The sequence below is a fragment of the Bacillus sp. FSL R5-0431 genome (genome assembly GCF_038002985.1).
Taxonomy (GTDB): domain Bacteria; phylum Bacillota; class Bacilli; order Bacillales; family Bacillaceae; genus Bacillus.
In genome coordinates, this window is sequence record NZ_JBBOOG010000001.1 from 2,345,700 (window position 1) to 2,371,788 (window position 26,089).

Genomic DNA, 26,089 nt, shown 5'->3' on the forward strand with positions numbered 1-26,089 from the left:
CATTCCACTCCTTCTTTACGCCTTCTTGTGGGCCTTCATCATTTGAATCAGCTCATCAAGCTTCACTTCAATTTGTTCACCCGTTGTCGTATCTTTTACATTCACAATGCGCTGCGCCAGCTCATCTTCACCAAGGACTGCAATAAACTTGGCTTTTAATCGATCAGCCGCTTTAAATTGCCCTTTTAATTTCTTCCCTGTATAGTCCATTTCACTTGAAATGCCTTCTTTTCTCAGACGATTTAATAATGAAACAGAGTAATCCTTCGCTTCATCACCGAGTGCAGCAATGTATAGATCAATGCCATCTTGCAGTGGAAGATCAATCCCTTCAGCATCGATTGCTGCTAGGAAACGCTCAATACTCATAGCAAAACCGATTCCTGGTGATTCAGGACCGCCAATTCCTTCAACAAGTCCATCATAACGGCCTCCGCCGGCTAATGTGGTAATCGCGCCAAAGCCTTCAGCATTACTCATGATCTCAAATGCCGTGTGATTGTAGTAATCAAGACCGCGCACTAAGTTCGGATCGACGACATATTCAATGCCTATATCTGTTAAGTATTGTTTGACCTTTTCAAAATAAGTCCGTGATTCTTCATTTAAGTAATCTTGAATGGATGGAGCCGTTGCCATCAATTCGTGGTCACGATCCTTTTTACAATCAAGAATTCGCAGCGGATTTTGATGTAAACGGGTTTGACAGTCATGACAGAATTCATCAATTCTTGGCTCAAAGTGCTCGACAAGTGCTTTGCGGTAGTCTGCACGGCTCTCTTTGTCACCAAGGCTGTTAATGACGAGCTTTAAGTTAGAAAGGCCTGCTTTCTCATAAACACTCATCGCAAGTGAAATGACTTCTGCATCAATGGCAGGATCCTTTGAACCGATCGCTTCAATCCCAAATTGATAAAATTGACGATATCTCCCTGTTTGCGGACGTTCATAGCGGAACATCGGTCCAATGTAATACAGCTTTGTTGGCTGCGCGGGCTGTGCAAATAATTTATTTTCAACATAAGAACGTACAGTTGAAGCCGTTCCCTCTGGACGAAGGGTGATGCTGCGTCCCTTTTTATCTTCAAATGTATACATCTCTTTTTGAACGATATCGGTTGATTCGCCTACTCCCCGTGCAAACAGCTCTGTATGCTCAAAAATCGGTGTACGGATTTCTTTGTATTGAAAGGCTGCACATGTATCTCTTGCAATTTGTTCAACATACTGCCAGCGTTCTGACTCTCCAGGTAAAATATCCTGTGTGCCTCTTGGAATATTAAAACTCATTTTTCGTCCTCCTACGACCATCATTCATTTTTTATGTGGACATATAAAAAACCCCCGCCTCTACTATGTGTATAGTAGGGACGAGAGTTATACCCGTGGTGCCACCCTAGTTGGAACATGATCCAGCCATGTTCCCGCTCAAATCCTTAACGCAGATTCACGTTCTCCGCCTATTGACTCATTTTTAGAGCGTTCAGCAGGAAACCTACAGAGTGTTCTTTCGTGATAAATGCCATGCGGATTCGCTTTCAGCCTAAGGCGATTCCTCTCTGCTCACGCAATTTACCCTACTATTCTCTATCATCAGTTCCACATTTTAAATTTTCAAGTGTGTTGATTTATATTATAATAAGGTCGGTGCTGCCACTCTGTCAACCCTTGCCGTGCCTCTTTTTCTTTTCCAGCTCTTCTTTTGACGTACATCCGTATTCAGATGCGGTTTCTTCAAGGAAGCCTGGTTGATCCATTTCGTCGTGCTGCCAGCGGTCGATATCACGGTGTCCATTATATTGCACTCGTCCTAATTTTCTGCTTAATCTCATGTTTGTACATCCTTTTATCACGTTTTTATTTAGTATAAACAGATTGATTCATTTTTATTAGGGAAACTGCAAGGAATTAGTCCATTACATAACGAATTTACATTCATCGGTTTTACAAGGGAGGGGAAAACACCGTTTTGAATCTAAAAAAACACAATCAAATGTTGATGCTTCTTACCTGTTTTGTTCTCATCGCAAGTACTTTGCCTATGACACATGCTACAGCACAAACAGATCAAGCTGTGGTCGCAACAGATGAAATCAATGTGAGAACGGGCCCTGGTTTAAGCTATGGAATCGCAGCTGTTGTGAAGCGCGGAGAAAGCTATCCCATTCTCACTAAACAAGGAGAATGGGTGCAGATCCAATTGTCGAACGGTCAAAAAGGCTGGGTCGTCTCATGGCTGATTACCACATCATCTGGCAGCAAAAAGTCTGCTAAGCCAAAGGCGCAAAATCAGAGCGCATCAGGCAGCAGTTCCATTACATCGACAGCCTCGGATCTTCGCATACGGACAGGCCCTGGAACTTCCTATCAAGTCATCGGAACTTTCCCGCAAGGCGCTTCCGCTAAAAAGCTGAAAACAAGCGGCGAATGGACAAAAATTTCGTATAAACAAGCAGTAGGCTGGGTTCACTCTGATTATGTTTCAGGCGGCAAAAAAGCTTCTCAATCAAGCTCTGGCGAGTCCTCTAGCTCTAAACAGACAGGCACAGTTGGCGTATCGAGCTTGAATGTAAGGCAATCGGCGGCACCGAATGCACAAGTCGTCGCTTCACTTGCCCGCAACACACAGATCACCATTTTGCGCGAGCAGAACGGCTGGTATGAAATTGAGGCAAAAGGCGTAAAAGGATGGGCTGCAAGCTATTACATCGTCACAAGCAATGGAGCGAGTTCGGCGGGTGAACAGAATTCATCTTCTTCGTCTTCCCAAAAGAAAGCGTACATTGTCTACGATGGCACCAACATCCGAAAAAGCGCTTCTACCTCTGCTGGGATTGCAGAAAGAGCCACAAAAGGCGCTGCCTATCAAATTGTTCGCACGCAAGGTGACTGGTACGAGGTGACACTATCAAACGGCGGAACTGGTTATGTGGCAAGCTGGGTCGTTCAAACGAATAAAAATAGCAGCGAAGCACCAAGACCACAGCAGGATTCATCGTCTGGAACTGGGTCTTTAAAAGGAAAAACGATTGTTCTTGATCCTGGTCATGGCGGAAAAGACAGCGGCACGATTGGCGCAGATGGTGCATTTGAAAAGAACATTACCATCAAAACCGCCAATTTACTTGCAGGCAAATTAAGGGCTTCTGGTGCAAATGTCTATTTAACAAGAAGTGATGATACTTTTATCAGCCTTCAATCGAGGGTCGCGACATCTCATTACAGAAATGCAGATGCATTTATTAGTCTTCATTATGATAGTTTTATGGACCCAAGTGTCAGAGGAAGTACAGCGTATTATTATCAAGCAGCAAAAGACCAGCAATTAGCGACAAATGTCCATACAGAAGTCGCTAAACGCTCTCAAATCCCTGATAAGGGTGTCAAATTCGGAGATTATTTTGTTTTAAGAGAGAACAAACGCCCTTCTCTTTTATATGAACTCGGCTATTTAAGCAATCCTCAGGAGGAAGCGATCATTTATAGCGCTTCTTACCAAGAACGAGTCACAGAAGGAATGACGGAAGGATTAAAACAATATTTCCGTTAAAAAGAAAGAGGCCTCTGCGCCTCTTTTTTGTTTGATCGCAAAAGAAAAAGACTCTAAACAAACTCCTGCATGAGTTTATCTACAGTCTAAAGCGAATCTATTCTTTGCTATCCATCCAGATGGTGACGGGCCCTGAATTGGTCAATGACACATCCATCATCGCGCCAAAGCGGCCAGTTTCTACATGAATGCCTTTTTCTCTAAGGGCTTTATTGAAACATTCGTAAAGGGAGTTCGCGGCATCTGGCTTGGCTGCTTTCATAAAATTCGGTCGTCTGCCCTTTCTCGTATCACCATAAAGGGTAAATTGAGACACAGACAGGACGCTTCCTTTTACATCCAATAACGAATGATTCATTTTCCCGTTTTCATCTTCAAAAATACGTAAATGTGCAAGCTTTTCTGCTAAATAAAGCACATCTTCTTCTGTATCTTCATGTGTGACACCAACGAGCACCATATACCCTTCATTGATGGCACCTGTGATCTCTTCTTCTACCTTCACAGATGCACTTGTCACACGCTGCACTACAAGCCTCATAGACGATATACTTCCTTTCTAATTCATGAATCGGCGAACAGAGTAAATGTCTTTGATTTGTTTAATGCGCTCTACTACTTTGTGCAAATGGTTAATGTTTTGGATAAAGATCGCCATATGGATCGTCGCCACTTTGTTACGGTCAGACTTCCCAGAAACTGAAGAGATGTTCGTTTTGGTTTCATTGACTGCTTGAAGCACCTCATTGAGTAAGCCGCGTCTATCATATCCTAATATTTCAATTTCCACATTGTATTCTTTACGGTTTCGAGCAGGCTGTTCATGCTCCCACTCTACCGGGATTAACCGTTCCTGCGCTTCTCCTGTCTTCACGTTCGGACAGTCATCACGGTGAACAGATACGCCCCTGCCTTTCGTAATAAAACCAACAATGCTATCACCTGGAACAGGATTACAGCACTTAGATAAGCGGACAAGCAGGTTATCTATCCCTTTGACTCTTACGCCTGCTTCTCGTTTTTTCCCATGATACGTCTTTGACTCTACTGTCACTTCTTGAACAGTTTTCTCTTGTTCTTCTTGATCTCTTTGTTTTCTTTCTTTTTCTGTTAAACGATTGGCGACTTGAAGTGCAGTAATTCCGTTATAACCAACCGCTGCATACATGTCCTCTTCGTTTGAAAAATTAAATTTGTCAGCCACTTTTTGCAGGTTTTCATCTGTCAGAATGTCTTTGACATCAAACTCAAGGTTTTTGATTTCTTTCTCCACGAGTTCTCGGCCTTTTTCGACATTTTCTTCACGGCGCTGTTTTTTGAAAAACTGTCTGATCTTGTGCTTCGCTTGGGAGGTTTGGGCAAGTTTGACCCAATCCTGACTTGGTCCATAGCTGTGCTTAGATGTCAGAATTTCAATAATGTCACCTGTTTTCAATTTATGATCGAGCGTGACCATCTTTCCGTTGACTTTAGCACCAATCGTTTTATTCCCAATTTCCGAGTGAATCCGGTAAGAGAAGTCAATCGGAACGGAACCCGACGGCAGTTCAATGACATCTCCTTTTGGTGTAAACACAAACACCATATCAGAGAAGAGATCGATCTTTAATGATTCCATAAATTCTTCTGCATCTGTCGATTCATTTTGGAATTCAAGGATTTCTCTAAACCAAGAGAGCTTCTTCTGGAAGACAGCTTCCTCCGTTGATTCTGCTGACTCTTTTCCTTCTTTGTATGCCCAGTGCGCTGCAATTCCGTACTCTGCAATTTCGTGCATTTCCACTGTACGGATCTGAACTTCAAGCGGGTCACCTTTTGGCCCAATCACTGTTGTATGAAGGGATTGGTACATGTTCGGCTTTGGCATCGCAATATAATCCTTAAACCTGCCTGGCATCGGCTTCCAGCATGTATGGATAATCCCGAGCACGGCATAGCAGTCTTTAATGCTGTCAACCAAAATACGAACGGCCAGCAGATCATAAATTTCATTAAACTGCTTATTTTGCAGGACCATTTTGCGATAAATACTATAAATATGCTTTGGTCTGCCGGAAAATTCAGCCTTGATGTTCACCTCTGACACACGGTCTTTCACTTCATTAACAACCTCGTCCAAGTATTCCTCACGTTCCGCTCGTTTGCGCTTCATGAGATTCACGATCCGGTAATATTGCTGCGGATTTAAATAACGGAGCGCTGTATCTTCAAGCTCCCACTTAATCTTTGAAATCCCTAATCTGTGCGCAAGCGGTGCAAAGATTTCAAGTGTTTCATTTGAAATTCTTCGCTGCTTCTCCTGAGGAAGGTGTTTGAGCGTTCTCATATTGTGCAGACGGTCTGCCAGTTTAATTAAGATGACGCGTATATCCTGCGCCATTGCCACAAACATTTTTCGATGGTTTTCGGCCTGCTGTTCTTCTTGTGATTTATATTTAATCTTCCCGAGCTTTGTCACACCATCAACAAGCATCGCAACTTCTTCGTTAAAATGCTCTTTTAAATCCTGTAATGTCACATCCGTATCCTCGACAACATCGTGCAGGAAACCGCCTGCAATGGTCGATGGGTCCATTTCAAGGTCAACAAGAATCCCCGCCACTTGAATTGGATGGATAATATAAGGCTCACCAGATTTCCGGTATTGCTCCTTGTGTGCATTTTCAGCATATTCATATGCTTGCTCTATAAATTGAATATGTTCAGCGGACAGGTATTCTCTTGCCTTGTCAATGACCTGCTGCGCCGTTAAAACTTGTTCGTTCGCCATGGAATCACCTTTTTAAATGAAAACTGTATTGTAGTTTATTATCAAGAAAAATTCGATAGATGTAAAGAGAAGAAGTCCGCTAAAAGATTTTTGATAGGAAAAAAGCACCCTTCTTACCGAGTGCTTTTTGCGTAAAACTCCATTAGTATTGCATTAACGTCAAGATGTCGTAACCGTCAAGCTTCTTTCTGCCATCCAGATACGTCAACTCAATCAAGAATGCAATTCCTGCCACAACGCCGCCTAATTCCTCTACAAGCTTGATGGATGCTTCAATTGTTCCACCAGTCGCAAGTAAGTCATCTGTAATCAGGACACGCTGACCAGGACGAATCGCATCTTTATGAATCGTTAATACATCTTTACCATATTCTAAGCCGTAATCGACTTTAACGACTTCACGAGGAAGCTTTCCTTCTTTACGAACTGGTGCAAAACCTACACCTAGTGCGTATGCTACAGGGCAGCCAATAATGAATCCACGCGCTTCAGGTCCAACAATGAGATCAATGTCTCTTTCCTTCGCGTATTCAACGATTTGATCCGTTGCATAACGGTACACTTCGCCTTTATCCATTAACGTTGTAATATCTTTAAATTGTACACCTTCCTTTGGGTAGTCAGGTACAACTGTCACATATTGTTTTAAATCCATCTTTTCCTTTTCCTCCTCGTACGTCAAAGCACAGGTGAGACTTCGCTCATCATGCTATTCAGCCATTCCTTCAGCTCTTTGGCTGAGGAATATGTTAGTGTTTGATCGAGTTCCATCAATCGTTGTTTTGCTGTATAGGATGCTGATGCCGTTAAATCTTTTTTAGGGGCATCACGTACTATTGACAGCACACCATTCTCTATTTTAACAAAATCGAGTTCAAAAAACACCTTTGTCATAAAAATGATTGTATCTTTTGTCCAGCCTCTATGTTTGGCAAGCTCCATTCCTTGTTCTTTGAGGGGGAAACTTCCTCGTTTTAACAAGAATCCATAAAACCATTTGAATTGATCACGGCTAGGGAAAGAAGACATAAAATGATCTTCTTTTCTTTGAAAAACCGTATAAACTCTAGCTGGCTTTTGGTTTTCTAAAAGCTGCCTTAGCAAATGCTCATCTGCAGGAACATCCGCAAAGACGATATACTTGCCCTCTACATCGAACGTTGAAACATTTTCTGCATGGACATGATAAATTGGGATATTGACTTCCTGTTTTGTTTCTTCGTCAAAACAGACCACCACATATTTTTCTGGATCAAGCGTGGAGATTGTCTTTTCCCAATCCTTTTTGCCGCGCAAATCAAACAGCTGCCATTCATCTACTCGGGCATCTTTTAACATAAGCTGAGGTTTCTTCCGGTTATTCCATTCATTGATGGACATTTCACCAATTACGGAAATGCGGCTACCTGTGACAATTTCTTCTTTTAATTGACCTTGATGAAAACCGACACAGTCAAGCAGCTTGTCTTCGTCTTTCAGAGACATTTTAATATGATTCTGATTTGCCCCAATCGTTCGAATCTCTTCAAGCCTCGCATCTTCAATCATGATGAACGGCTTTGGATTCTGCATGCCAAATGGTGACAGCTTCCCCACTTCTTCAATCGCTTCAACCGTCAATTCGTCTACCTTGCATACGGCATCGACCCGCTGAATCGGAATAAAATCTTCTTCTGTCAACGTTTCATTCGCATATTGATTTAATCTTTCTCTTAGTAAAGGAACATCATCCGCTCGAAGTGTCATACCCGCAGCCATCGGGTGCCCGCCGAAATGCGGCAGAATGTCACGGCATTTGCTTAAATGGGAAAATAGATCGAAGCCAGGAATACTCCGCGCTGATCCTTTTGCCATTTGCGTCTCTTCATCTATTCCAAGCACAATCGCCGGACGAGAAAATCTATCCGTCAATTTAGAAGCAACAATTCCGACAACACCCGGATTCCAGCCAGCTTTCGCTACAACGATCGCAGACTGGTCATCACCTGTCTCTTCAACCATTTGAATGGCTTCTTCTGTGATTGTACTCACAATTTTTTGACGTTCTTTATTGAGTTCTTGTACAAAACGAGCGAGCTCTTCTGCTTCATCCTTATCCTCTGTCATGAGAAGATGAACAGCTGGATCTGCCTGTTCAATTCGCCCTACAGCATTCAGCCTTGGCGCAATTTGAAAGCCGACCGTTTCTTCATTTGCTTCTTCAAGAGTAGCTCCCGCTTCTTTCAATAACGCTTTCAGCCCCGGTCTATTCGACTGCCTAAGCTGCACAAGCCCTTTTTTGGCGAGCCATCTATTCTCATCATGAAGCGGCACAAGATCCGCTATTGTCCCAATTGCCGCAAGATCTAACAGCTGAGCTGGCAGCTTTCCAAGGAGTGCATGCGCCACTTTAAACGCTACGCCTACACCGGCAAGTTCTTTAAAGGGATACTCACAGCCCGGCTGCTTAGGATGGACAATCGCAAATGCCTCAGGCAGCTCCTCACTTGGTTCATGGTGATCTGTAATGATCAGGTCTAACCCTATTTCTTTTGCAATACGTGCTTCATTTACAGCTGCAATGCCTGTATCGACCGTGATGACAAGCGATGCGCCTTGCTCTTTGATATATCGGAAAGCCTGTTCATTAGGCCCGTAGCCTTCTTTAAATCGATCTGGAATATAAAAGTCTACTTTCGCAGACCTCTCTTTTAATGTATGTAAAAGCACAGACGTACTTGTCACACCATCCGCATCATAGTCTCCGAAGATCACAATCGATTCCTGCTCTTCGATCGCTTTGTTGATGCGCTCTACTGCTTCTTTCATTCCTTTTAATAGAAATGGATCATGAAATTCGGCTTTTTGATCAAATAAAAAAGACCTCGCTTCTTCTACTTCTTCGAGTCCTCTTTTTACAAGAAGCGATGCAGTCAGCGCTGAAATATTCAGATTTTCAGAGAGTGATTTCACTTTTTCTTCGCTTGGATGTTCATATTCCCAGCGCATTTTGGATAATAACATAAATTCACCCCTCAACCACACTATTATACTAGAGTGGCCTGAGGGGTTTCAATTTTTATTTTATGAAATTGTGCTGGAAGATTATTTTTCCTTCCGGTCAAATGATGCTGGCTGTTCTTTTAAAGGCGTCACATTCGGTTTCTTTTGAACGTCTTTGTCGATCTTTTTATTCGAAGCAGCAGGTGCAGGTGCGGCTGCACGCTCATCTTTTAAAGCCCTTAGTTCACGTTTTAGTTTCACAATTTGGAAAATCCCTGCAAAAGCCACAATGAGTCCGCCCATTAGCACAGAACCAATAATGACAAGAATCAGCGGCCATTCAGCCGTTCCAAATAAGTAGTCAACTTGCACTGGCCGCACATTGATCACGGCAAATACTGAGACAATTAATACGAAAATAAATGCGAATATGATGGTCCATTGTTGTTTGTTCATCTACATATCCCCCAAGCTTTTTCTTTTATTCTTCCCTTTTCCTTGTCCTTTTTAAACACAGAAAGAAAAGAGCGGAAGAAAATCTATCAGCATGGGCATGATTAGCTGCTGAGTTTTTCTTTAATGAGGTTCTTTATTTCTTGTCTTTCTCCAGAAATAACAAGGGTATCCCCTTCTTCAATGACCGTATCAGGTCCTGGATTTAAAATCTTCTCATGTGATTTTCTCACGATAGCGATGACTGTTACTTGATAGTTTTGGCGGACATTGAGGTCTCCGATTGTCTGCTGAACAGCTGGTGCATTCTTTTCAATCTTAAACCATTCAATCATCAGTTCATCAATGGCTACCTCTACAGTTTCAAGCGCTTTCGGCTTATATACCATGCCGCCTAAAATAGCTGCAATTTGTCTTGCTTCTTCATCGTTTAGCAAAATACCAGAAATAGATTCTTCATGGTCGTCCTCTTGAAAATGATACATTTCTCTTCTGCCGTCATCGTGTGTAATGATGGCAAGCTTCTCATTATTTCTTGTGATCATTTCGGCTTTGTGACCGATACCTGGCAGTTCAGTTTCCCGAACCTTCATAACAGCCCCTCCAATGAATAAAGCCAAATGCCTCAAACGGACACTTGCTTTCTATACTGATCTAAACGTATGTCATTATAGCAAAAGACCATTTCAAGATCAATGAAACCCGAAATGTTTTTTTCGAATCGACTGCTGATCCGGAGAAACTACAGAAAAAGACTGCCAATTAGGCAGTCTCGCTACATTAAATATCTTGCTCAGTATCAATCTTCGCCGGTTTTTTCATCTCACGGCCTTTCCACATGAGCCAAATTTGCGCTGCGATATATAGAGATGAGTACACCCCTGTTAACAGACCGACAAGTAAGGCGATGGAGAAGTTTGTAATAGATGCTGATCCAAAGATAAGCAGTGCGATCACAACGACAAGTACGGTTAATACCGTGTTGACAGATCGCGTAAAGGTTTGCTGTAAACTCAAGTTCACAATGTACGAAAGATCTTCAATGGTTTTTGGTTTGCGTTTCTTCATTTGTTCACGAACCCTGTCAAAGGTGACGATCGTGTCGTTGATCGAATATCCGATGACTGTGAGAATCGCCGCAATGAAGGTGACGTCCACCTCTAAACGCGTAATACTAAAGAAGGCCACGATAAAGAACGCATCATATAGTAGTGAGATAATCGCTGCAATTGCCATTTTATATTCAAAACGAATGGATACATATAAAATGATCCCGATTGAAGCAATGATGACAGCATATAATGCATTTCGGGCAAGTTCTTTTCCAACAGTCGGAGACACTGTACTTACGTTCGGCTCCGTTCCGTATTTATCTTTAAAGTAATCTTTCACTTCAGCAATCTTTTCTTTGTTCGGCACACCGACAAATCTCGCTGCTGCCTGATTTTCTTTTTGACCCGATAACACGACACTGTCTGTCTCAAGGTCCAGTTTTTTAAAGTCTTGCTCGATTTGTTCAGTTGACAGCTTGTGATCACTTTGGATATCAATTCTAGTTCCACTTGTAAAGTCAATTCCGGCATTCAGCTTGAAGATGGAAAGAACGATGATTCCCGCAATGGTGATAGTAGCTGAGAAAATCATAAATCCTTTACGTTTGCTGACGAAATCCCACTTATCAAATGGCGTTTTCGGCTCGGTATTTTCTGTTGTTTCGTGAATGTTCATAATGTCTTTTTGACGAACACCAAACCAGCTTTTTCTCCGGTCAAGATAACGGCTTTCAACAAGAAGACCAAGAAGGAATCTTGATAGGAAGACAGCTGTGATAAAGCTTGTTAAAATCGAGAGGATGAGCATCGTTGCAAACCCTTTTACAGAGCTTGTCCCGAAGAAGAACAGCACGCCGCCGGCAATGATACTTGTTAAGTTTGCATCAAAGATGGTCGCAAATGATCGGCGGTTCCCTGATCTAAAAGCAGAACGGACAGATTTGCCGAGCTTGAGTTCTTCTTTGATTCGCTCATAAGTAATAATGTTGGCATCAACAGCCATCCCTACCCCTAGAATCAGTGCCGCAATTCCAGGCAGAGTCATGACTGCACCCATCCAGTCAAACACTTGAAGCGTAATGTAAATATAAGCTGAAAGTGTGATGACAGCAATAAGACCAGGTAATCGGTAATAAAGCAGCATGAATAAGAAGATAAATGCGATTCCTACAATTCCTGCGAACACCGTTTCGTTCAGTGCTTGTTCACCAAACTGTGCACTCACAGATGTTGAATATTTTTCTGTTAATTTCACTGGCAATGCCCCAGCATTTAAAATACTTGCAAGGTCCTTTGCCTCTTGGACAGTAAATTTCCCTTCAATTTGCACGTCACTGCTGTTAATTTCTTGGTTCACATTCGGCGCAGAGACATACTTGTGGTTTGATTTTGAGACTTCTTTTTTGAAGGAATCTCCTTTGTGGTAATCAAGCCAAATGACAAGCTGGTTATTCGGCGCCATCGCCGCTACTTTTCTTGTGACGTCACCAAATTTTTTCGCATCCTTTAGTTTAACCGTCACAATTGGCTCATTCGTTTGACTGAATGTTTGTTTTGCACTGTTTTCGACCAAGTCAGCCCCGTTTAGGAGTTCTTTATCATTCGTATCTCTGAAGGATAGCTGTGCTTCAGTGGAAAGAATCTCCCTAGCTCTGTTTTGATCTTTTACCCCCGCAAGTTGCACGCGGATACGATTGTTGCCTTCAATCGAGATGTTCGGCTCACTTACACCTAGCACATTGGCTCTTCGGTTTAAAGCCTCCACTGTACTGACGAGGACACTATTTGTAATCTTGTCCTCTTTTTTCACTGGATGTACATCATACAGGACTTCAAATCCACCCTGCAAATCCAGCCCTAGCGTCATATCTTTCGCAACAGGCTTTGTTAGTAAGCCTACGCCAGTTCCGATTAACAGAACCACTAAGAAAAACGCAAGAATGCGCCCTTTTTTCATTATGTATTTCCTCCTTAAACACCTGAATCCATTAAGATGGCTTATTTCAACAGTTCATCTAGCATATTCTTGCCATCTTCACTGTCCAAAAAAGCAGACGTTTTAAACGACTGAACGGTTGCATAGTTCATAAATTCGCCAATTTTCACAGATAAAATATCTGCAACCATTTCATGAATCGGATACTCTTGTTTTTTCTTCCACTTCTTATTCTCTAAGTATGACCATAATTCCTCTAAATCTACATCTTTATAGCCCAAAACGATGAATTCTTCAAGCTTACTGAACAGAAAAGGCTTTAAATGGTCTTTGTAAATTGCAGCCGGATGTTGTGTCAATGGGATGCTCCCCCTTTTCAGTTTTTATCGAGAGACTTGTCATGCTTGGACGATATACACGCATATCTTATTGTATATGATTCTATGTCGTTTGAGAAGGCAGGTGATCTTTGATTTGACGAAGCAAACGTTTTTAAAGGGCACGATTATTTTAATTTTAGCAGGTTTTATCACGAGAATATTGGGTTTTGTCAATCGGATTGTGATTGCAAGGTTCATTGGCGAAGAAGGAGTCGGGCTTTATATGATGGCTGCCCCTACCTTTTTTCTCGCTGTGACGCTGACACAATTTGGACTGCCTGTCGCTATTAGCAAGCTTGTCGCAGAAGCAGAAGCCCGGGGTGACAAACAGAAAACTAAACGTATTCTAGTCATGTCCCTTGCGATAACAGGGACACTCAGCCTGATATTCACGCCGCTCTTTTTATGGTTTGCACCCATCATGGCAGAAAATATGCTGACAGATCCTAGAACGGTCTATCCACTGCTTGCCATTACTCCCGTTGTCCCAGTCATCGCCATTTCCAGTGTGCTGAGAGGATATTTTCAAGGCAGACAGCAAATGAGCCCGCTTGCCATATCTCAAGTACTGGAACAGGTCGCAAGAATTTCTCTAGTGGCAGTATGTACAACAGCTTTCCTTCCTTATGGGATTGAATACGCGGCAGCTGGTGCGATGATTTCATCTGTCATTGGAGAGATGATTTCACTTGCATATTTACTGATTGCCTTTCGTTATAAAAAGACCATTCGTATTCGAAAACGATTTTTTAAGGCGATTCATGACGGTAAGGACACGTTTAAGCAGCTGATGAGTATTGCCCTGCCAACAACAGGCAGCCGTTTCATCGGGAATATTTCGTGGTTTTTAGAGCCGATAGTTGTCGCGCAAAGTCTTGCTATTGCTGGATATGCGGCTGTAGAAGCGACAAGGCAGTATGGGGAGTTGACTGGTCTTGCGCTGACCCTTTTGACACTGCCTAGCTTTATTACGTACTCTCTATCCACTGCATTGGTCCCGGCGATCAGTGAAGGAATGGAGCAGAACAAACGCAAAACGGTCGAATACCGGCTGAAGCAGGCGATGCGTCTTTGTCTACTCAGCGGAGGCATTTCCTGTATTATTCTTTTCGTTTATGCAGAAGATTTAACGCTCTTTATGTATGGTTCATCGCATGCGGCTATCTATGTGAAATTCATGGCCCCATTTTTTCTATTATATTATTTTCAAGGGCCGCTTCAAGCTGTCCTGCAAGCACTCAATTTAGCTGGTGCGGCGATGACGAATAGTCTGATAGGTGCTGTTGTGAAAACAGGGATGATTTTTGTCCTTGCTTCACAGCCGGGCTTTGGCATTATGGGGGCAGCACTCGCGATATTAATCGGCATCGTCCTTGTCACGCTGCTTCATGCGGCAACTGTCGGTAAAGTACTGCCTATTCATTTACCAATGAAGGAATACGGGATATGCGTTCTTGTGATCATCGGCACCGGGGCTGTCAGCCTTTGGCTGAAGTCTCAAGTAAACGGGCTCTTTTCTGCCCCTATTGAGCTTGTGATGCTGATCTTTGTTACGTGTATGCTATATGTCATTCTATTAATCTGTCTAGGGCTAGTGAAGCGTGAAGAGCTTCGCCGCATCCCATTCATTGGGAAACTGCTTTAGCTCATCTCTTCTTGATCACTTCATCTTTCAAATCAATATAAAATGTCTTTTGATTAAAGCTGCAGTAGGAAATCTGATCAATTTCATGATAGCCCCTTTTGGCAAGCTCATCTTTCAGCCACTGTTCATTTTGATTAATTTGCTTCAGATGATCGTGCTGTACAACACCATCTGCAATAAGTGGCAGCTCAAGCGCTCCGTGTGTGTGCTTGTTTTCTTTTTCAACGACCGCAAGCTTTCCGGATGGCTCTAAAATGGCGTAAGAGACGTCCTGAATGCTATCGATGTTGTTTTCTCTTAATTGAATAAGCAGGTCATCAAAATTGTATCGCTGTTTTCTCATCGCACCCTCGTCGATTTTCCCATTGATGATGAGCAGGGTCGGTTTGCCGTCTAGAAAGCGCCGGACACCTTGGAATTTCAATGAGAGGTAGGCGAGTGTGATTTGAATGAAGGTTAACAGCAGGATCGGCCATACCGTATGTAACATGTGATCTTCGACTTCTTCTATGGCGAGAACTGCAATTTCTGCGATCATCATAAAAATGACAAGATCTAAAATACTCAATTCGCCAATTTCTCTCTTGCCCATTAACCGAAAAATAAACCAAACAAGAAAATATAAAATGATTGTTCTCATGGAGATAATCAAGATGTCCTGCATGTGATGTAAACCCTCCTTCTCCACCATAGCTTGTGTCAAAACACTTTATTTATGTAGAAAAGAAAGCCTCTGTTTTTATCGTGAGAAACATGTCTATTTTTTCTTCACGGTGAATACATTTTAGTAAAAGACAAGCTTCGGTCAATTGGAGAGGAGACGAATCACATGCAGGAAACGAAACAAATCGGAAAAGGGATTTTATCCGGCTTAATGGCCATTTTTATCGTGATGATTGTCACAAGCTTACTTGTATCGCTCATGCTTACCTTCACAAGTATGCAGGAATCATCGTTTAAATGGATGATTATGATTTTGTCCTTTGTGGCACTTTTATTAGGAGGGATCATTTCTGGAGGAAAAGCAAAGGAGCGCGGCTGGCTCATTGGCGCGATCACTTCTATGATCTTTTCCCTCACTGTATTCTTATTTCAATATTTAGGGTTTGGAGAAACCTTTTCACCAGAGCAGTTTATCTATCATGGGGCATTTCTAGGGATTTGTATGCTGGGCGGAATGATTGGCGTCAATCTTCGAGGCAAATAAAAAAAGAGCGGATCATATCGCTCTTTTTTTATGGCTATGTATCGGAGGATTAACCTTTGTCAGCTAATTCTCTAATAGCACGTCGATCGAAAGTTAAACGGTTGTTCTCGCTAGTTTTGATGACCACTTTTGATTCATCAATGTAGTCGATTTCACCGTGTAAACCACCGATTGTGACGATTTTATCGCCTTTTGATAAAGATTGCTGCATCTGACGCACAGCTTTTTGTTGCTTTTGCTGTGGACGGATTAACAAGAAGTAAAGCACAGCAAACATGACAACAATCATAATGATTGAACCCATACCACCATCCATTCTATTTCACCCCTTTCTAAAGCATTATAAAGCCTTTCGTTTATGCGTTAAAAGTTTTTCGCATTCGGTTTGTTAAAGCCATAACGCTCAAAAAACTCTTCTTTAAAATCACCTAAACGATCCTCACGGATAGCTTCTCTCACTTGCTCCATTAATTTTAACAGAAAATGAAGATTATGATAAGTTGTTAATCGAATTCCGAACGTTTCATTTGTTCGGATTAAATGTCTAATATAGGCGCGTGTGTAGTTTTTACATGTGTAGCAGTCACAATTTTCATCGATTGGTCTGAAATCACGCTCATATTTTGCATTTTTCACAACAAGACGTCCTTCGCTCGTCATCAAGGTGCCGTTTCTTGCAATTCGCGTTGGCAGCACGCAGTCAAACATATCTACACCGCGAATGGCACCGTCAATTAAGGAATCTGGTGAGCCGACACCCATTAAGTACCTTGGCTTGTCTGCCGGTAACAATGGCGTTGTGAACTCCAGTACACGGTTCATCACATCTTTTGGTTCACCAACAGATAAGCCTCCGATGGCGTAGCCTGGGAAATCAAGTGAAACCAGATCTTTTGCACTTTGTTTACGAAGCTCTTCGTATTCTCCGCCTTGGACAATTCCAAACAGCCCTTGATCCTCTGGACGCTGGTGCGCTTCTAGACAGCGCTCTGCCCATCTGCTTGTCCGCTCCACAGAACGTTTCATGTAGTCGTACTCTGCTGGATATGGCGGACATTCATCAAATGCCATCATAATATCAGAGCCAAGCGCATTTTGGATGTCCATGGCCTTTTCAGGAGAAAGGAACAGCTTGTCTCCGTTTAAGTGATTACGGAAGTGGACGCCTTCTTCTTCAATTTTTCTAAATTCACTCAAAGAGAATACTTGGAATCCGCCTGAATCGGTCAGAATCGCTCGATCCCAGTTCATAAATTTGTGCAGCCCGCCTGCTTCTTTCACAATGTCATGACCCGGACGGAGCCATAGGTGGTACGTATTGCTTAAGATGATGCCTGCATCCATTGCCTTTAGTTCTTCAGGTGCCATCGTTTTGACTGTAGCCAGTGTACCTACCGGCATAAATACAGGTGTTTCAAAGGAGCCGTGCGGTGTATGAACGCGTCCTAGTCGTGCACCTGTTTGTTTGCATGTTTTAATGAACTCATAACGTATCGGTAATTGCGACAAAAATGAGCCCTCCTGTCTTTGTTGTATGATGTTATTGAATCAGCATGGCATCGCCAAAGCTGAAGAATCGGTATTCCTCTTTTACAGCCTCATTGTACGCTTTTAGTACATGCTCTCGTCCAGCTAATGCGCTGACAAGCATGATTAACGAGGATTTTGGCAGATGGAAATTCGTGATCATGCCATCAATGGCCTTGAATGTATAGCCTGGGTAAATAAAGATTGACGTCCAGCCGCTTGACGCTTTGAATTCGCCGTCATGCGCACTTGCAATGGTTTCGAGCGTTCTCGTTGACGTTGTCCCAACTGAAATAATCCGTCCGCCTTCCTTGCGAACGCGATTGAGCTCTTCAGCTGTTTCTTCATTCATTTCGTAAAACTCTGCGTGCATTTCGTGTTCTTCAATACGTTCAGCACTGACCGGACGAAAAGTACCAAGCCCCACGTGCAGTGTAATGAAAGCTATATGCACACCTTTTGCTTTCAGCGCATCCAGCAGCTCGTTTGTAAAGTGAAGACCAGCAGTTGGAGCAGCAGCGGAGCCAACCTCTTTTGAATACACCGTTTGATAGCGTTCACGATCGTCAAGCTGCTCTTTAATATAAGGAGGCAGCGGCATCTCACCGAGGGATTCAAGTACTTCATAAAAAATGCCTGTATACTGAAACTTAACTTTTCTTCCACCATGTTCCATCTCTTCTGTACATACCGCTTGAAGCCGTCCATCACCAAATGTGATAACCGTTCCTTTTTTCACCCGTTTGGCTGGTTTTACAAGTGTTTCCCAGTTGTCTCCCTCCTCTTGTTTTAATAGAAGAAGTTCAACTTTTGCACCTGTATCCTCTTTCATTCCAAACAAACGTGCCGGCAGAACGCGAGTATTGTTTAAAACGAGACAATCACCCGTTTGAAAATAATCGGTGATTTGTGAGAATGTATCATGTGTCATCGCACCCGTTTGTTTGTTTAAGACCATCAGTCTTGATGCATCTCGTTTTTCAAGCGGCACTTGTGCAATCAATCTTTCTGGTAAATCAAAATCAAATAGTTCTAGCTTCATTTCCTTCACCTATTCTGTAGTTAACTAGTTAACGTTATTTCATCCGTCCAAAGATATTAAGTAATATGGTTAGCACAATGCTAATGGCAATGCATGTTATCACAGGAAAAAAGAATGTCACATTTCCTTTTTTTACAAAAATATCACCTGGAAGCTTACCAACCAATTGAAATACTAATCCTGCGGCAAAAAGGACACCACCTAAAATCATCAATATTTTAGGGAATTCAGTCACGAATCGGAACCTCCATTTGAAAATGTTCATACGCTTCTCTTGTGACGACCCGTCCTCTTGGTGTTCTTTGCAGGAAACCAATTTGCAGTAAATACGGTTCGTACACATCTTCAATCGTATGTGATTCTTCTCCAATTGTCGCTGAGATTGTATCAAGCCCTACAGGACCGCCTCTAAATTTTTCGATCATACTTAAAAGCAGCTTATGATCTATATGATCCAGGCCAAGCCTGTCGACTTGAAGGCGCTCAAGGGCATCTTCCGCAATGTCCTCGGTAATCGCATGATTCCCAAGCACCTGCGCAAAATCTCTTACTCTTCTGAGCAGACGATTGGCAACTCTTGGCGTCCCCCGGGAACGTCTTGCGATCTCTTCGGCTGAGCGAAGATCGATCCCAATCTCAAACAGCTCGGCTGTTCTTGCCACAATGTGAGCCAAATCTCTTTGCTCATAGTATTCCAATCTTGCATGTACCCCAAACCTGTCACGAAGCGGTGCTGTTAAAAGCCCTACACGGGTCGTGGCACCTACAAGTGTAAATGGCGGTAAATCAAGCCGTACAGAGCGCGCTGTATCTCCTTTGCCAATGACGATATCTAAACAAAAATCCTCCATTGCCGGATAAAGCACTTCCTCAATTGAGCGCTGCAAGCGATGAATTTCATCTATAAACAACACATCACCTGGCTCAAGAGAAGTTAAGATTGCCGCCAAATCGCCAGGACGTTCAATCGCTGGTCCAGATGTTGTACGCAGCTGAACATTCATTTCATTGGCGATAATCGACGCAAGCGTTGTTTTCCCGAGTCCAGGCGGTCCATATAAAAGGACGTGATCGAGTGTTTCCTGCCTCATGCGGGCAGCTTCAATAAACACACTGAGGTTATCTTTTACTTTTTGCTGACCGATATATTGGCTAAGTGTCTGTGGCCGCAGACTTTGCTCAATGGCTGATTCATGGTTGTCTGCTTCAGTTGAGACGAGCCGTTCATCCATGAGACATCACCCTATTTCAACATTTTTTGTAAAGCTTTTTTCACATATTGATCGGTTGTGAGATTCTTTTCTTCTTTTAATAATGGAAGAACCTTTTTAATTTCACGATCACCGTATCCAAGAACATGTAAGGCTTCAAGCGCTTCGTCTAATGCCGTTTGCTGCGTTTCGACCTGAATATGGTCCTCGTGATTAAATAGGTTGCCAATCATTTCCGGTACGACATCGGCTAGCTTTCCTTTTAGATCGAGAATGATTTGGCGAGCTGTCTTTTTGCCAACACCAGGGAACTTAATCAGGAACGCTTCATCTTCACGTTCTATCGCTGAAATGACAGCGCCAGGATCACCGGAAGCAAGAATCGCTAGAGCCCCCTTCGGCCCAATCCCCGTGACATTTAACAGTTTTGTGAACAGCGCTTTTTCTTCTCGCGTTTGAAATCCATATAACGAAAAAGCGTCTTCCTTTATGTAATGATACGTATAAATCGTTTCTTGTTTGTTTACTTGATAGATAAACGGGTTTGGGGTATAGACTTGATATCCCACTCCGCCGTTTTCAATGACAACATATTGCGGGCACACATAATCAATGGTCCCTTTTACAAACTCTATCACCGTTTTCACCTCTTTGACTGTTCTTCATTGTAACATAAATCGAGAAGAAAACCGCAATAAAAGTTAACATACGTTCGCTCAATGCATTTTTACGATGAAACCACGAAAAACAGCTTGCGGCCTTCACACCAGCAAGCTGTTACACGCTTTAAAACGATATTTCATTTCGGTAAGGCTTCATGACTTCAAGCACATGCTCAAATTCATCCTTTGTTCGAAAAGGAATGCCTTGCTCAAGCTGCTCCTCCACATGACTTTCTAAACGGGACGTATCAATTTGAAAAAAGAGATGAATAGGCTCCGCCCAGCCGTCAGGCCTTCCATGAAACGTAGAAATCACACCGTCCTCTGATAACCCGATATATCCATTTGCTTTACTTAATGGAGAGATATCATCAATTTGCTTTCTAAAAAGCGCAAAATCCTCTCTCTGTTCTACTAGCGTCCAGCCTTTATACTGTGCCCAGAATGTGTCTTTGTCTTCTAATGATGCCCGGTGTCTTTCAATACTCACATCTCCGTCTAGATAGACTTTTTCAAGCTGCACGGTGATAGAGTTTGACTGCTTTTGCAAGTGTTCTTTTCCTTCCATATCCACAGCGAAAAAAAGCACACTTGTCATGATAAGTCCTGTAACGAAACATTTCATCTTCACTTTCACTATTTACACCTCTTTAGAACATGAGATCGATGCATGACATATGTAGTTTGACCCATTTTTCTAAACATTAACCAAATCGATGACATGAATGTATGGGAAGAGTCTTTCGTTGTATCCTTCATTCGTAAATGGTATGTTTTATACAATCCATTGCTTTATCGAATGACTCGGTTTTTTCATCATTCGTTTTTCAGCCGCATAAACTGAAACCAAAGAAGGTGAAGTCAATGTCAGATGTTAAAAGATTAGCCGAATCGATTCAGTATCATGAAGATAAACGTCTTCATAAGCTTGCCTTTAAACCGGCAGAGCTTGAACTGTGCGGCAAAGGAAGAAGTGCCTATGTCTTTTCATACAAAAAAGACGGCAAGAAAATGGCACTAAAAGTCTTTTTCCCTTCTTATCAACATATTGCCCGCAAAGAAGCCGCCATTTATGAAAAACTTTCTGGTTCGTCTTACTACCCTGAGATTTATGAATCTGGGGATCAGTATATTTTAATGGAATATATTAAAGGCTACACATTCTATGAATGCCTCACAAAGGGGATTCCTATTAAAAAACAAATGATTGAACAAGTCGATGATGCGCTAGAAGAAGCACGCGAGAAAGGATTGAATCCTTCTGATATCCATCTGCGGAATCTGATCTTAACAAAGGAAGGCCAGGTCAGGGTCATCGACGTAGCCCGTTTCACACAAACAAAAGCATGCCATCAATGGAATGATTTAAAAGCCGCTTACGCTTATTATCAAAAACCTTTTTTCCCTAAAAAAGCACCGCGTCTATGGCTTGAAGTGATTGCTTATTTGTATAAAAAGAACTGGCTGTCCCGCGGTCAGCTTAATAATCGAAATGATTTTTCTGCATAATGAAAGCCGCTCAGAGAGAGCGGCTTTCTGTTTTAATCTGTTTCTACGTGGATGCTATTCACATTTAATAAGTTAATGATTTCATTATTCAGCTTAAACCAATGATTGGCTTCTTCAATTTTCTTATACACATCATAGGTAGCTGGGCGTTTTAGCTCGAAATCAAGCACTTCCCCATTGTTCATATGAAATGTTACCTTAAATACTTTCATCATAAGATCACCTTCCACTCTTTCTTGTTAGCTGGCCAAATAGATCGGCTCTTTTCATTCATTCTCTATTCAACTCGTTTCCCCTCCTTCTTTCCTTTCAAACACAAGAAGTTTAAATTTTGTTTAAATTCAAACAACATCTCTATCCCTCTGCTTTGCAAAGAAGTATATTATTTAAAAAGGAGGCTCTCTTCATGAAACGGAAAAAGAAACGAACATCTCCCGAAAGACAAACCGTCTTTTTTCATTTAACAGATGCCCTCATTCCGAGTTTGGACATGATGGTACTTGCATTAAAAGCATTTTTCCACCTCTTAAGAAAAGCCTTTTCCGCCATCTGATAAAACCCCGCACAACATACGTGCGAGGTTCTTTTTTAGGATGAATAAATTTGACTTCCTTGGCTGATAAACTCCTTCGCCTTCTTCTCCATCTCTCTTTTCACTTCTTCTGATTGATTGCGAATATCATGGGAAATTTTCATACTGCAAAACTTCGGTCCGCACATCGAGCAAAAATGGGCAGTCTTAGCGCCTTCCGCAGGCAATGTTTCATCATGGAACGCCATAGCTCTTTCTGGATCAAGTGACAGGTGGAATTGGTCACGCCACCTAAATTCAAACCTTGCTTTCGATAAAGCATCATCGCGCTTTTGAGCAGCAGGATGTCCTTTTGCTAGATCAGCGGCATGTGCGGCAATTTTATAGGCAATCACACCTTCTCTCACATCTTCTTTGTTCGGCAGACCTAAATGCTCTTTTGGCGTCACATAGCATAGCATCGCTGTTCCATACCAGCCGATCATGGCCGCACCGATGGCGGATGTAATGTGATCATATCCCGGGGCAATATCTGTTGTAAGAGGCCCTAACGTATAAAATGGTGCCTCTTTGCAAATCTCCATTTGCTTGTCCACATTCTCTTTGATTTTATCCATCGGAACATGTCCAGGCCCTTCAATCATCACCTGTACATCATGTTTCCAAGCGATCTCTGTCAATTCACCTAACGTTTCAAGCTCTGCAAACTGCGCCTCATCATTGGCATCAGCAATCGAGCCTGGTCTCAGACCGTCTCCAAGTGAAAAAGCAATATCATACGTTTTCATAATCTCACAAATGTCTTCGAAGTGGGTATAGAGGAAATTCTCTTGATGATGGGCAAGACACCACCTTGCCATAATGGCACCGCCTCTTGAAACAATTCCGGTCACCCGATCGACTGTCAGCGGAATATACCTTAACCTCACGCCCGCATGAATCGTAAAGTAGTCTACTCCTTGCTCTGCTTGTTCAATTAATGTGTCTCTGTACACGTCCCACGTCAAATCTTCTGCCACTCCATTTACTTTTTCAAGCGCCTGATAAATGGGAACGGTTCCTACTGGGACTGGGCAATTCCGTATGATCCATTCTCTCGTTGTATGAATGTCCTTTCCTGTAGACAGGTCCATCATGGTGTCTGCACCCCATCTGATCGCCCATGTCATCTTTTCTACCTCTTCATCAATGGATGATGTCACAGCTGAATTGCCAATATTCGCATTGATTTTGACGTGAAAATGCCTTCCAATAATCATCGGTTCACTTTCAGGATGGTTAATATTCGCTGGAATGACTGCTCTTCCGCTGGCTACTTCCTCTCTCACAAACTCAGGGCTTAGCTCTTCTCTTAACGCGATAAACTCCATTTCAGGCGTCACAATACCTTTTTTTGCATAATGCATTTGCGTCACACAGGCACCTTGTTTTGCGCGGAGCGGCTCATGATGAAAATCAGTATGAACATGATGAAAGGACTCTTTTTCCTTAGAACGATATCCGTTATCTTCTGGTTTCACATGGCGCCCTTCATAGCTTTCTGTATCCCCTCTTTCTTCGATCCATGCTGCCCTAAGGCGTTTTAATCCCTTAGTGACATCAATATGGGCTCTCTCATCGGTGTACGGTCCACTCGTATCGTACACACGAATCGGTTCATTTTGAATGTTCCCCGCCTGTGTCACAGTTTTTGAGAGAGCAATCTCCCTTTTTGGCACTAAAATGTCAGGTCTTGATCCTTTCTCATACACCTTTCGGCTGCCGTCAAAGCTTGATAATAAGGATTGAGTTGTTGGGGTATTTTTCTTTTCTTTCATTTGCTGTTCTCTCCTTCTCTTCTTGTCACCGGACAGGATGGAATCAGCACCAGCAAAAAACCAGGCTCTATGAACAGAACCTGGTTTCGTCGACAGAAATAAACATGAATGTCATCCATATGACCCATGTATCATCTTCAACTTCCCCACGCTGGTACGAGCCAGATCAGGTCCAAAGGGTTAAGAAGCATACACTTCTCTCTCAGCCCAACTGCGGGCACCCCTAGTCACATTATTTATTGATTTCCACAACAGTGTAGCATAGAGATGCCATGAAAAAAAGAAGTTTTAGGAAAATAGTTCCTTTCCACTACAAAAGAGATACAGCAAGCTTGATATGCACCTTTATATACATCATCTCTCCCAATCATTTCGATAAAATATGAAATAATCATTGATCCTTTTCTCCTAATATGTATAGTTAATCTAAACTGAGAATTTTTATACAAACTTTTCCAAAGGAAGTTCTAGTCGATTGCAAATATTTCTCGCATTTATCGTCGTAGGATTGTCAATTGCTCTGCCAGTTGGAGCGATCACGGTTGAAATGACAAAACAGGGATTAAAAAACGGATTCTTTGATGGATGCTGAATTTGCTCAGTTTTTATCACTGCCATTTGTCCAAATCCCGCTCTGGCTGATCGGAGCAGTATTCTTAATAATTCGGATCAAGACATCCATTTAGCTGGCGAAAAAGTCAATAAATCATTCGCAAAAACGTACAGAAACGGCTTGCTTGTCGCGGTATCCCCTGGAAACCTTGTGTTCTGGGTTTCTGTATTCGGTGCTGTACTGGCAGATGCATATACAAAAACAGATTCATCTGAATTTATGCTGGCTTCAGGCGGTATTTTGGCAGGGATTCTCCTTCATGACATCGGTCTTCTCCCCCTTGTATCCTTAACAAGAAAAGTGATGAATCGAACGATGATCAAAGGGACCTTCATTATTGCTGGTATTTTATTACTTGGATTTGGCTGTTATTTCTTTTACGAATTTTATACAGGCATCAAGGGTTATTTTTAAGAAAAGGCTAAAGTTCTTGAGGAACTTTAGCCTTTCTTATTCTCCAACCTATCGAGTCATGCCTGTTTGGCCTGTTTCAAATTGTGTTCTTCTCATATCTCTAAAGCGTGTGAAAGCACCCTCGTCTTTAATGACTTGGACAGCTCTTCCATCTGCATAACGAGTCGCTGCTTCTTCAACTTGTGATACGCCCTCTGACGTCAGACGTCCATCTGATTTAATGGCAATATACACATTTTCATCTGTCACCATCACCTGTGAGTCTGCAACGTGGTTCATTTTATTGACCCGGTTGGCAATTTTTCTTGAACGCTGGACGTTCTCTTGTTTATCGTAGCCAGAGAACGACATTTGGTTATGATAGTTCATATCTCCATGACTGTAGCGTCCATCTCCACCTGCGAGAGGCATTCGATCATCGGCTTGAGGACGGGTGCGATAATCAACATTCGTTGTGTTCCCACCGTTCATCCCCTCCATGAGTTCAGAAACTGGCCCTTGATGATCTTGATTATTGTCAGCCGCACGGTTATTCGAATGATATCCGACTGGCTGACCTGATTGATTATGACGTGTATCTACACCTGCATTATCATTTGTACCACATGCCGTTAACCCAATAGGAAGAAGCACTAATGCGATCGTTTTTTGCCATTTTTGTCTCAAACGAAAAACCCCCTGTACAAATTCAATCTCATGAGCGCGAAACAGGCTCTGTTTTAGCATGTACAGTTTGGGGAAAAATCAAGCTGTCAGTTATAAACAAAAAAAGGAACGATTGAGATCG

General features: G+C 42.4%; 26 protein-coding genes, 1 pseudogene, 1 riboswitch and 1 other annotated feature. Of the genes and pseudogenes, 6 read left to right on the forward strand and 21 right to left on the reverse strand.

From position 1 onward, the window contains the following. Positions 1–15: 15 nt before the first annotated feature. Positions 16–1,290 carry a histidine--tRNA ligase gene (hisS, locus tag MKZ03_RS11975; RefSeq protein ID WP_034661532.1) on the reverse strand — a complete coding sequence of 425 codons (1,275 nt, stop codon included), beginning with the start codon at positions 1,288–1,290 and terminating at the stop codon, positions 16–18. Positions 1,291–1,363: 73 nt separating this feature from the next. Next, positions 1,364–1,603, reverse strand: a binding site (T-box leader). 58 nt (positions 1,604–1,661) lie between these two features. Continuing rightward, positions 1,662–1,832, reverse strand: coding sequence for a YrzK family protein (locus MKZ03_RS11980; RefSeq protein WP_003216250.1), 171 nt, complete (start codon positions 1,830–1,832; stop codon positions 1,662–1,664). A gap of 161 nt (positions 1,833–1,993) precedes the next feature. Here MKZ03_RS11980 and MKZ03_RS11985 point away from each other — a divergent pair, with 161 nt between their 5' ends. Beyond that, positions 1,994–3,550, forward strand: a complete 1,557-nt coding sequence (locus MKZ03_RS11985; RefSeq protein ID WP_370876316.1) for an SH3 domain-containing protein — start codon at positions 1,994–1,996, stop codon at positions 3,548–3,550. A gap of 97 nt (positions 3,551–3,647) precedes the next feature. Here the strand turns inward: MKZ03_RS11985 and dtd are convergent, their stop codons facing one another. The 8 genes from dtd to MKZ03_RS12025 all read right to left on the reverse strand — a co-directional run bounded on the left by dtd (position 3,648) and on the right by MKZ03_RS12025 (position 13,102). Then, entirely contained in the window at positions 3,648–4,091 is a 444-nt protein-coding gene (dtd, locus tag MKZ03_RS11990) for a D-aminoacyl-tRNA deacylase (protein WP_060596866.1), read from the reverse strand. A gap of 18 nt (positions 4,092–4,109) precedes the next feature. Continuing rightward, entirely contained in the window at positions 4,110–6,320 is a 2,211-nt protein-coding gene (locus MKZ03_RS11995; RefSeq protein WP_307499997.1) for a RelA/SpoT family protein, read from the reverse strand. A 142-nt stretch (positions 6,321–6,462) separates the two neighbouring features. Then, a complete protein-coding gene (locus tag MKZ03_RS12000; RefSeq protein WP_034661543.1) occupies positions 6,463–6,975 on the reverse strand; it encodes an adenine phosphoribosyltransferase in 513 nt (170 codons plus the stop codon). 23 nt (positions 6,976–6,998) lie between these two features. After that, on the reverse strand, positions 6,999–9,323 hold the full coding sequence (gene recJ, locus MKZ03_RS12005; RefSeq protein ID WP_341031903.1) for a single-stranded-DNA-specific exonuclease RecJ: 2,325 nt from the start codon (positions 9,321–9,323) through the stop codon (positions 6,999–7,001). 81 nt (positions 9,324–9,404) lie between these two features. Next, positions 9,405–9,758 (reverse strand): LapA family protein, encoded by a 354-nt coding sequence (locus MKZ03_RS12010; protein ID WP_341031905.1) that lies wholly within the window; start codon positions 9,756–9,758, stop codon positions 9,405–9,407. Between the two features lie 101 nt (positions 9,759–9,859). Next, on the reverse strand, positions 9,860–10,348 hold the full coding sequence (locus MKZ03_RS12015; RefSeq protein WP_106039602.1) for a cation:proton antiporter regulatory subunit: 489 nt from the start codon (positions 10,346–10,348) through the stop codon (positions 9,860–9,862). Between the two features lie 187 nt (positions 10,349–10,535). Further along, complete coding sequence (secDF, locus tag MKZ03_RS12020; RefSeq protein ID WP_034661556.1) at positions 10,536–12,764, reverse strand: protein translocase subunit SecDF; 2,229 nt, start codon at positions 12,762–12,764, stop codon at positions 10,536–10,538. A gap of 41 nt (positions 12,765–12,805) precedes the next feature. Then, positions 12,806–13,102, reverse strand: a complete 297-nt coding sequence (locus MKZ03_RS12025; RefSeq protein ID WP_003216788.1) for a post-transcriptional regulator — start codon at positions 13,100–13,102, stop codon at positions 12,806–12,808. A gap of 115 nt (positions 13,103–13,217) precedes the next feature. Between MKZ03_RS12025 and spoVB the strand changes: the two genes are divergently transcribed. Next, the gene (gene spoVB / locus MKZ03_RS12030; protein WP_034661559.1) at positions 13,218–14,768 is read left to right on the forward strand and encodes a stage V sporulation protein B; all 1,551 of its coding nucleotides are present in this window, start codon (positions 13,218–13,220) and stop codon (positions 14,766–14,768) included. Position 14,769: 1 nt separating this feature from the next. Here spoVB and MKZ03_RS12035 read toward each other — a convergent pair whose 3' ends face one another. Then, positions 14,770–15,432 (reverse strand): DUF421 domain-containing protein, encoded by a 663-nt coding sequence (locus MKZ03_RS12035; protein ID WP_034661562.1) that lies wholly within the window; start codon positions 15,430–15,432, stop codon positions 14,770–14,772. 165 nt (positions 15,433–15,597) lie between these two features. Here MKZ03_RS12035 and MKZ03_RS12040 point away from each other — a divergent pair, with 165 nt between their 5' ends. Next, entirely contained in the window at positions 15,598–15,975 is a 378-nt protein-coding gene (locus MKZ03_RS12040) for a TIGR04086 family membrane protein (protein WP_034661565.1), read from the forward strand. 49 nt (positions 15,976–16,024) lie between these two features. Here the strand turns inward: MKZ03_RS12040 and yajC are convergent, their stop codons facing one another. From yajC to MKZ03_RS12075, 7 genes are all read right to left on the reverse strand, one after another. After that, positions 16,025–16,291 carry a preprotein translocase subunit YajC gene (yajC, locus tag MKZ03_RS12045; protein ID WP_003216659.1) on the reverse strand — a complete coding sequence of 89 codons (267 nt, stop codon included), beginning with the start codon at positions 16,289–16,291 and terminating at the stop codon, positions 16,025–16,027. 47 nt (positions 16,292–16,338) lie between these two features. Next, on the reverse strand, positions 16,339–17,484 hold the full coding sequence (gene tgt, locus MKZ03_RS12050) for a tRNA guanosine(34) transglycosylase Tgt (RefSeq protein ID WP_034661568.1): 1,146 nt from the start codon (positions 17,482–17,484) through the stop codon (positions 16,339–16,341). Positions 17,485–17,515: 31 nt separating this feature from the next. Continuing rightward, a complete protein-coding gene (queA, locus tag MKZ03_RS12055; RefSeq protein WP_034661572.1) occupies positions 17,516–18,544 on the reverse strand; it encodes a tRNA preQ1(34) S-adenosylmethionine ribosyltransferase-isomerase QueA in 1,029 nt (342 codons plus the stop codon). Positions 18,545–18,578: 34 nt separating this feature from the next. Then, a complete protein-coding gene (locus tag MKZ03_RS12060) occupies positions 18,579–18,779 on the reverse strand; it encodes a DUF2905 domain-containing protein (RefSeq protein ID WP_034661574.1) in 201 nt (66 codons plus the stop codon). Beyond that, positions 18,772–19,776 (reverse strand): Holliday junction branch migration DNA helicase RuvB, encoded by a 1,005-nt coding sequence (gene ruvB, locus MKZ03_RS12065; RefSeq protein WP_060596875.1) that lies wholly within the window; start codon positions 19,774–19,776, stop codon positions 18,772–18,774. Before ruvB ends, MKZ03_RS12060 begins: the two co-directional genes overlap by 8 nt. Positions 19,777–19,787: 11 nt before the next feature. Then, positions 19,788–20,393, reverse strand: coding sequence for a Holliday junction branch migration protein RuvA (gene ruvA / locus MKZ03_RS12070; RefSeq protein WP_034661580.1), 606 nt, complete (start codon positions 20,391–20,393; stop codon positions 19,788–19,790). A gap of 148 nt (positions 20,394–20,541) precedes the next feature. Then, positions 20,542–21,042: an intercompartmental signaling factor BofC gene (locus MKZ03_RS12075; protein WP_170938406.1), complete on the reverse strand. Its 501-nt coding sequence runs from the start codon at positions 21,040–21,042 to the stop codon at positions 20,542–20,544. A 239-nt stretch (positions 21,043–21,281) separates the two neighbouring features. Between MKZ03_RS12075 and MKZ03_RS12080 the strand changes: the two genes are divergently transcribed. After that, positions 21,282–21,926, forward strand: a complete 645-nt coding sequence (locus tag MKZ03_RS12080) for a serine/threonine protein kinase (RefSeq protein ID WP_034661587.1) — start codon at positions 21,282–21,284, stop codon at positions 21,924–21,926. Between the two features lie 32 nt (positions 21,927–21,958). Here the strand turns inward: MKZ03_RS12080 and MKZ03_RS12085 are convergent, their stop codons facing one another. Next, complete coding sequence (locus MKZ03_RS12085; RefSeq protein ID WP_003216799.1) at positions 21,959–22,141, reverse strand: hypothetical protein; 183 nt, start codon at positions 22,139–22,141, stop codon at positions 21,959–21,961. A gap of 191 nt (positions 22,142–22,332) precedes the next feature. On the opposite strand from MKZ03_RS12085, the gene MKZ03_RS12090 reads away from it, so the two are divergent. After that, positions 22,333–22,479 (forward strand): hypothetical protein, encoded by a 147-nt coding sequence (locus MKZ03_RS12090; protein WP_189313012.1) that lies wholly within the window; start codon positions 22,333–22,335, stop codon positions 22,477–22,479. A gap of 35 nt (positions 22,480–22,514) precedes the next feature. Here the strand turns inward: MKZ03_RS12090 and thiC are convergent, their stop codons facing one another. Next, the gene (thiC, locus tag MKZ03_RS12095) at positions 22,515–24,275 is read right to left on the reverse strand and encodes a phosphomethylpyrimidine synthase ThiC (protein WP_034661590.1); all 1,761 of its coding nucleotides are present in this window, start codon (positions 24,273–24,275) and stop codon (positions 22,515–22,517) included. A gap of 126 nt (positions 24,276–24,401) precedes the next feature. Then, positions 24,402–24,510, reverse strand: a riboswitch (TPP riboswitch). A gap of 240 nt (positions 24,511–24,750) precedes the next feature. Here thiC and MKZ03_RS12100 point away from each other — a divergent pair. Beyond that, positions 24,751–25,302: pseudogene (locus MKZ03_RS12100) on the forward strand (LysE family transporter). A 48-nt stretch (positions 25,303–25,350) separates the two neighbouring features. Here the strand turns inward: MKZ03_RS12100 and MKZ03_RS12105 are convergent. After that, positions 25,351–25,968, reverse strand: coding sequence for a YhcN/YlaJ family sporulation lipoprotein (locus MKZ03_RS12105; protein WP_060596878.1), 618 nt, complete (start codon positions 25,966–25,968; stop codon positions 25,351–25,353). Between the last annotated feature and the right edge of the window lie 121 nt (positions 25,969–26,089).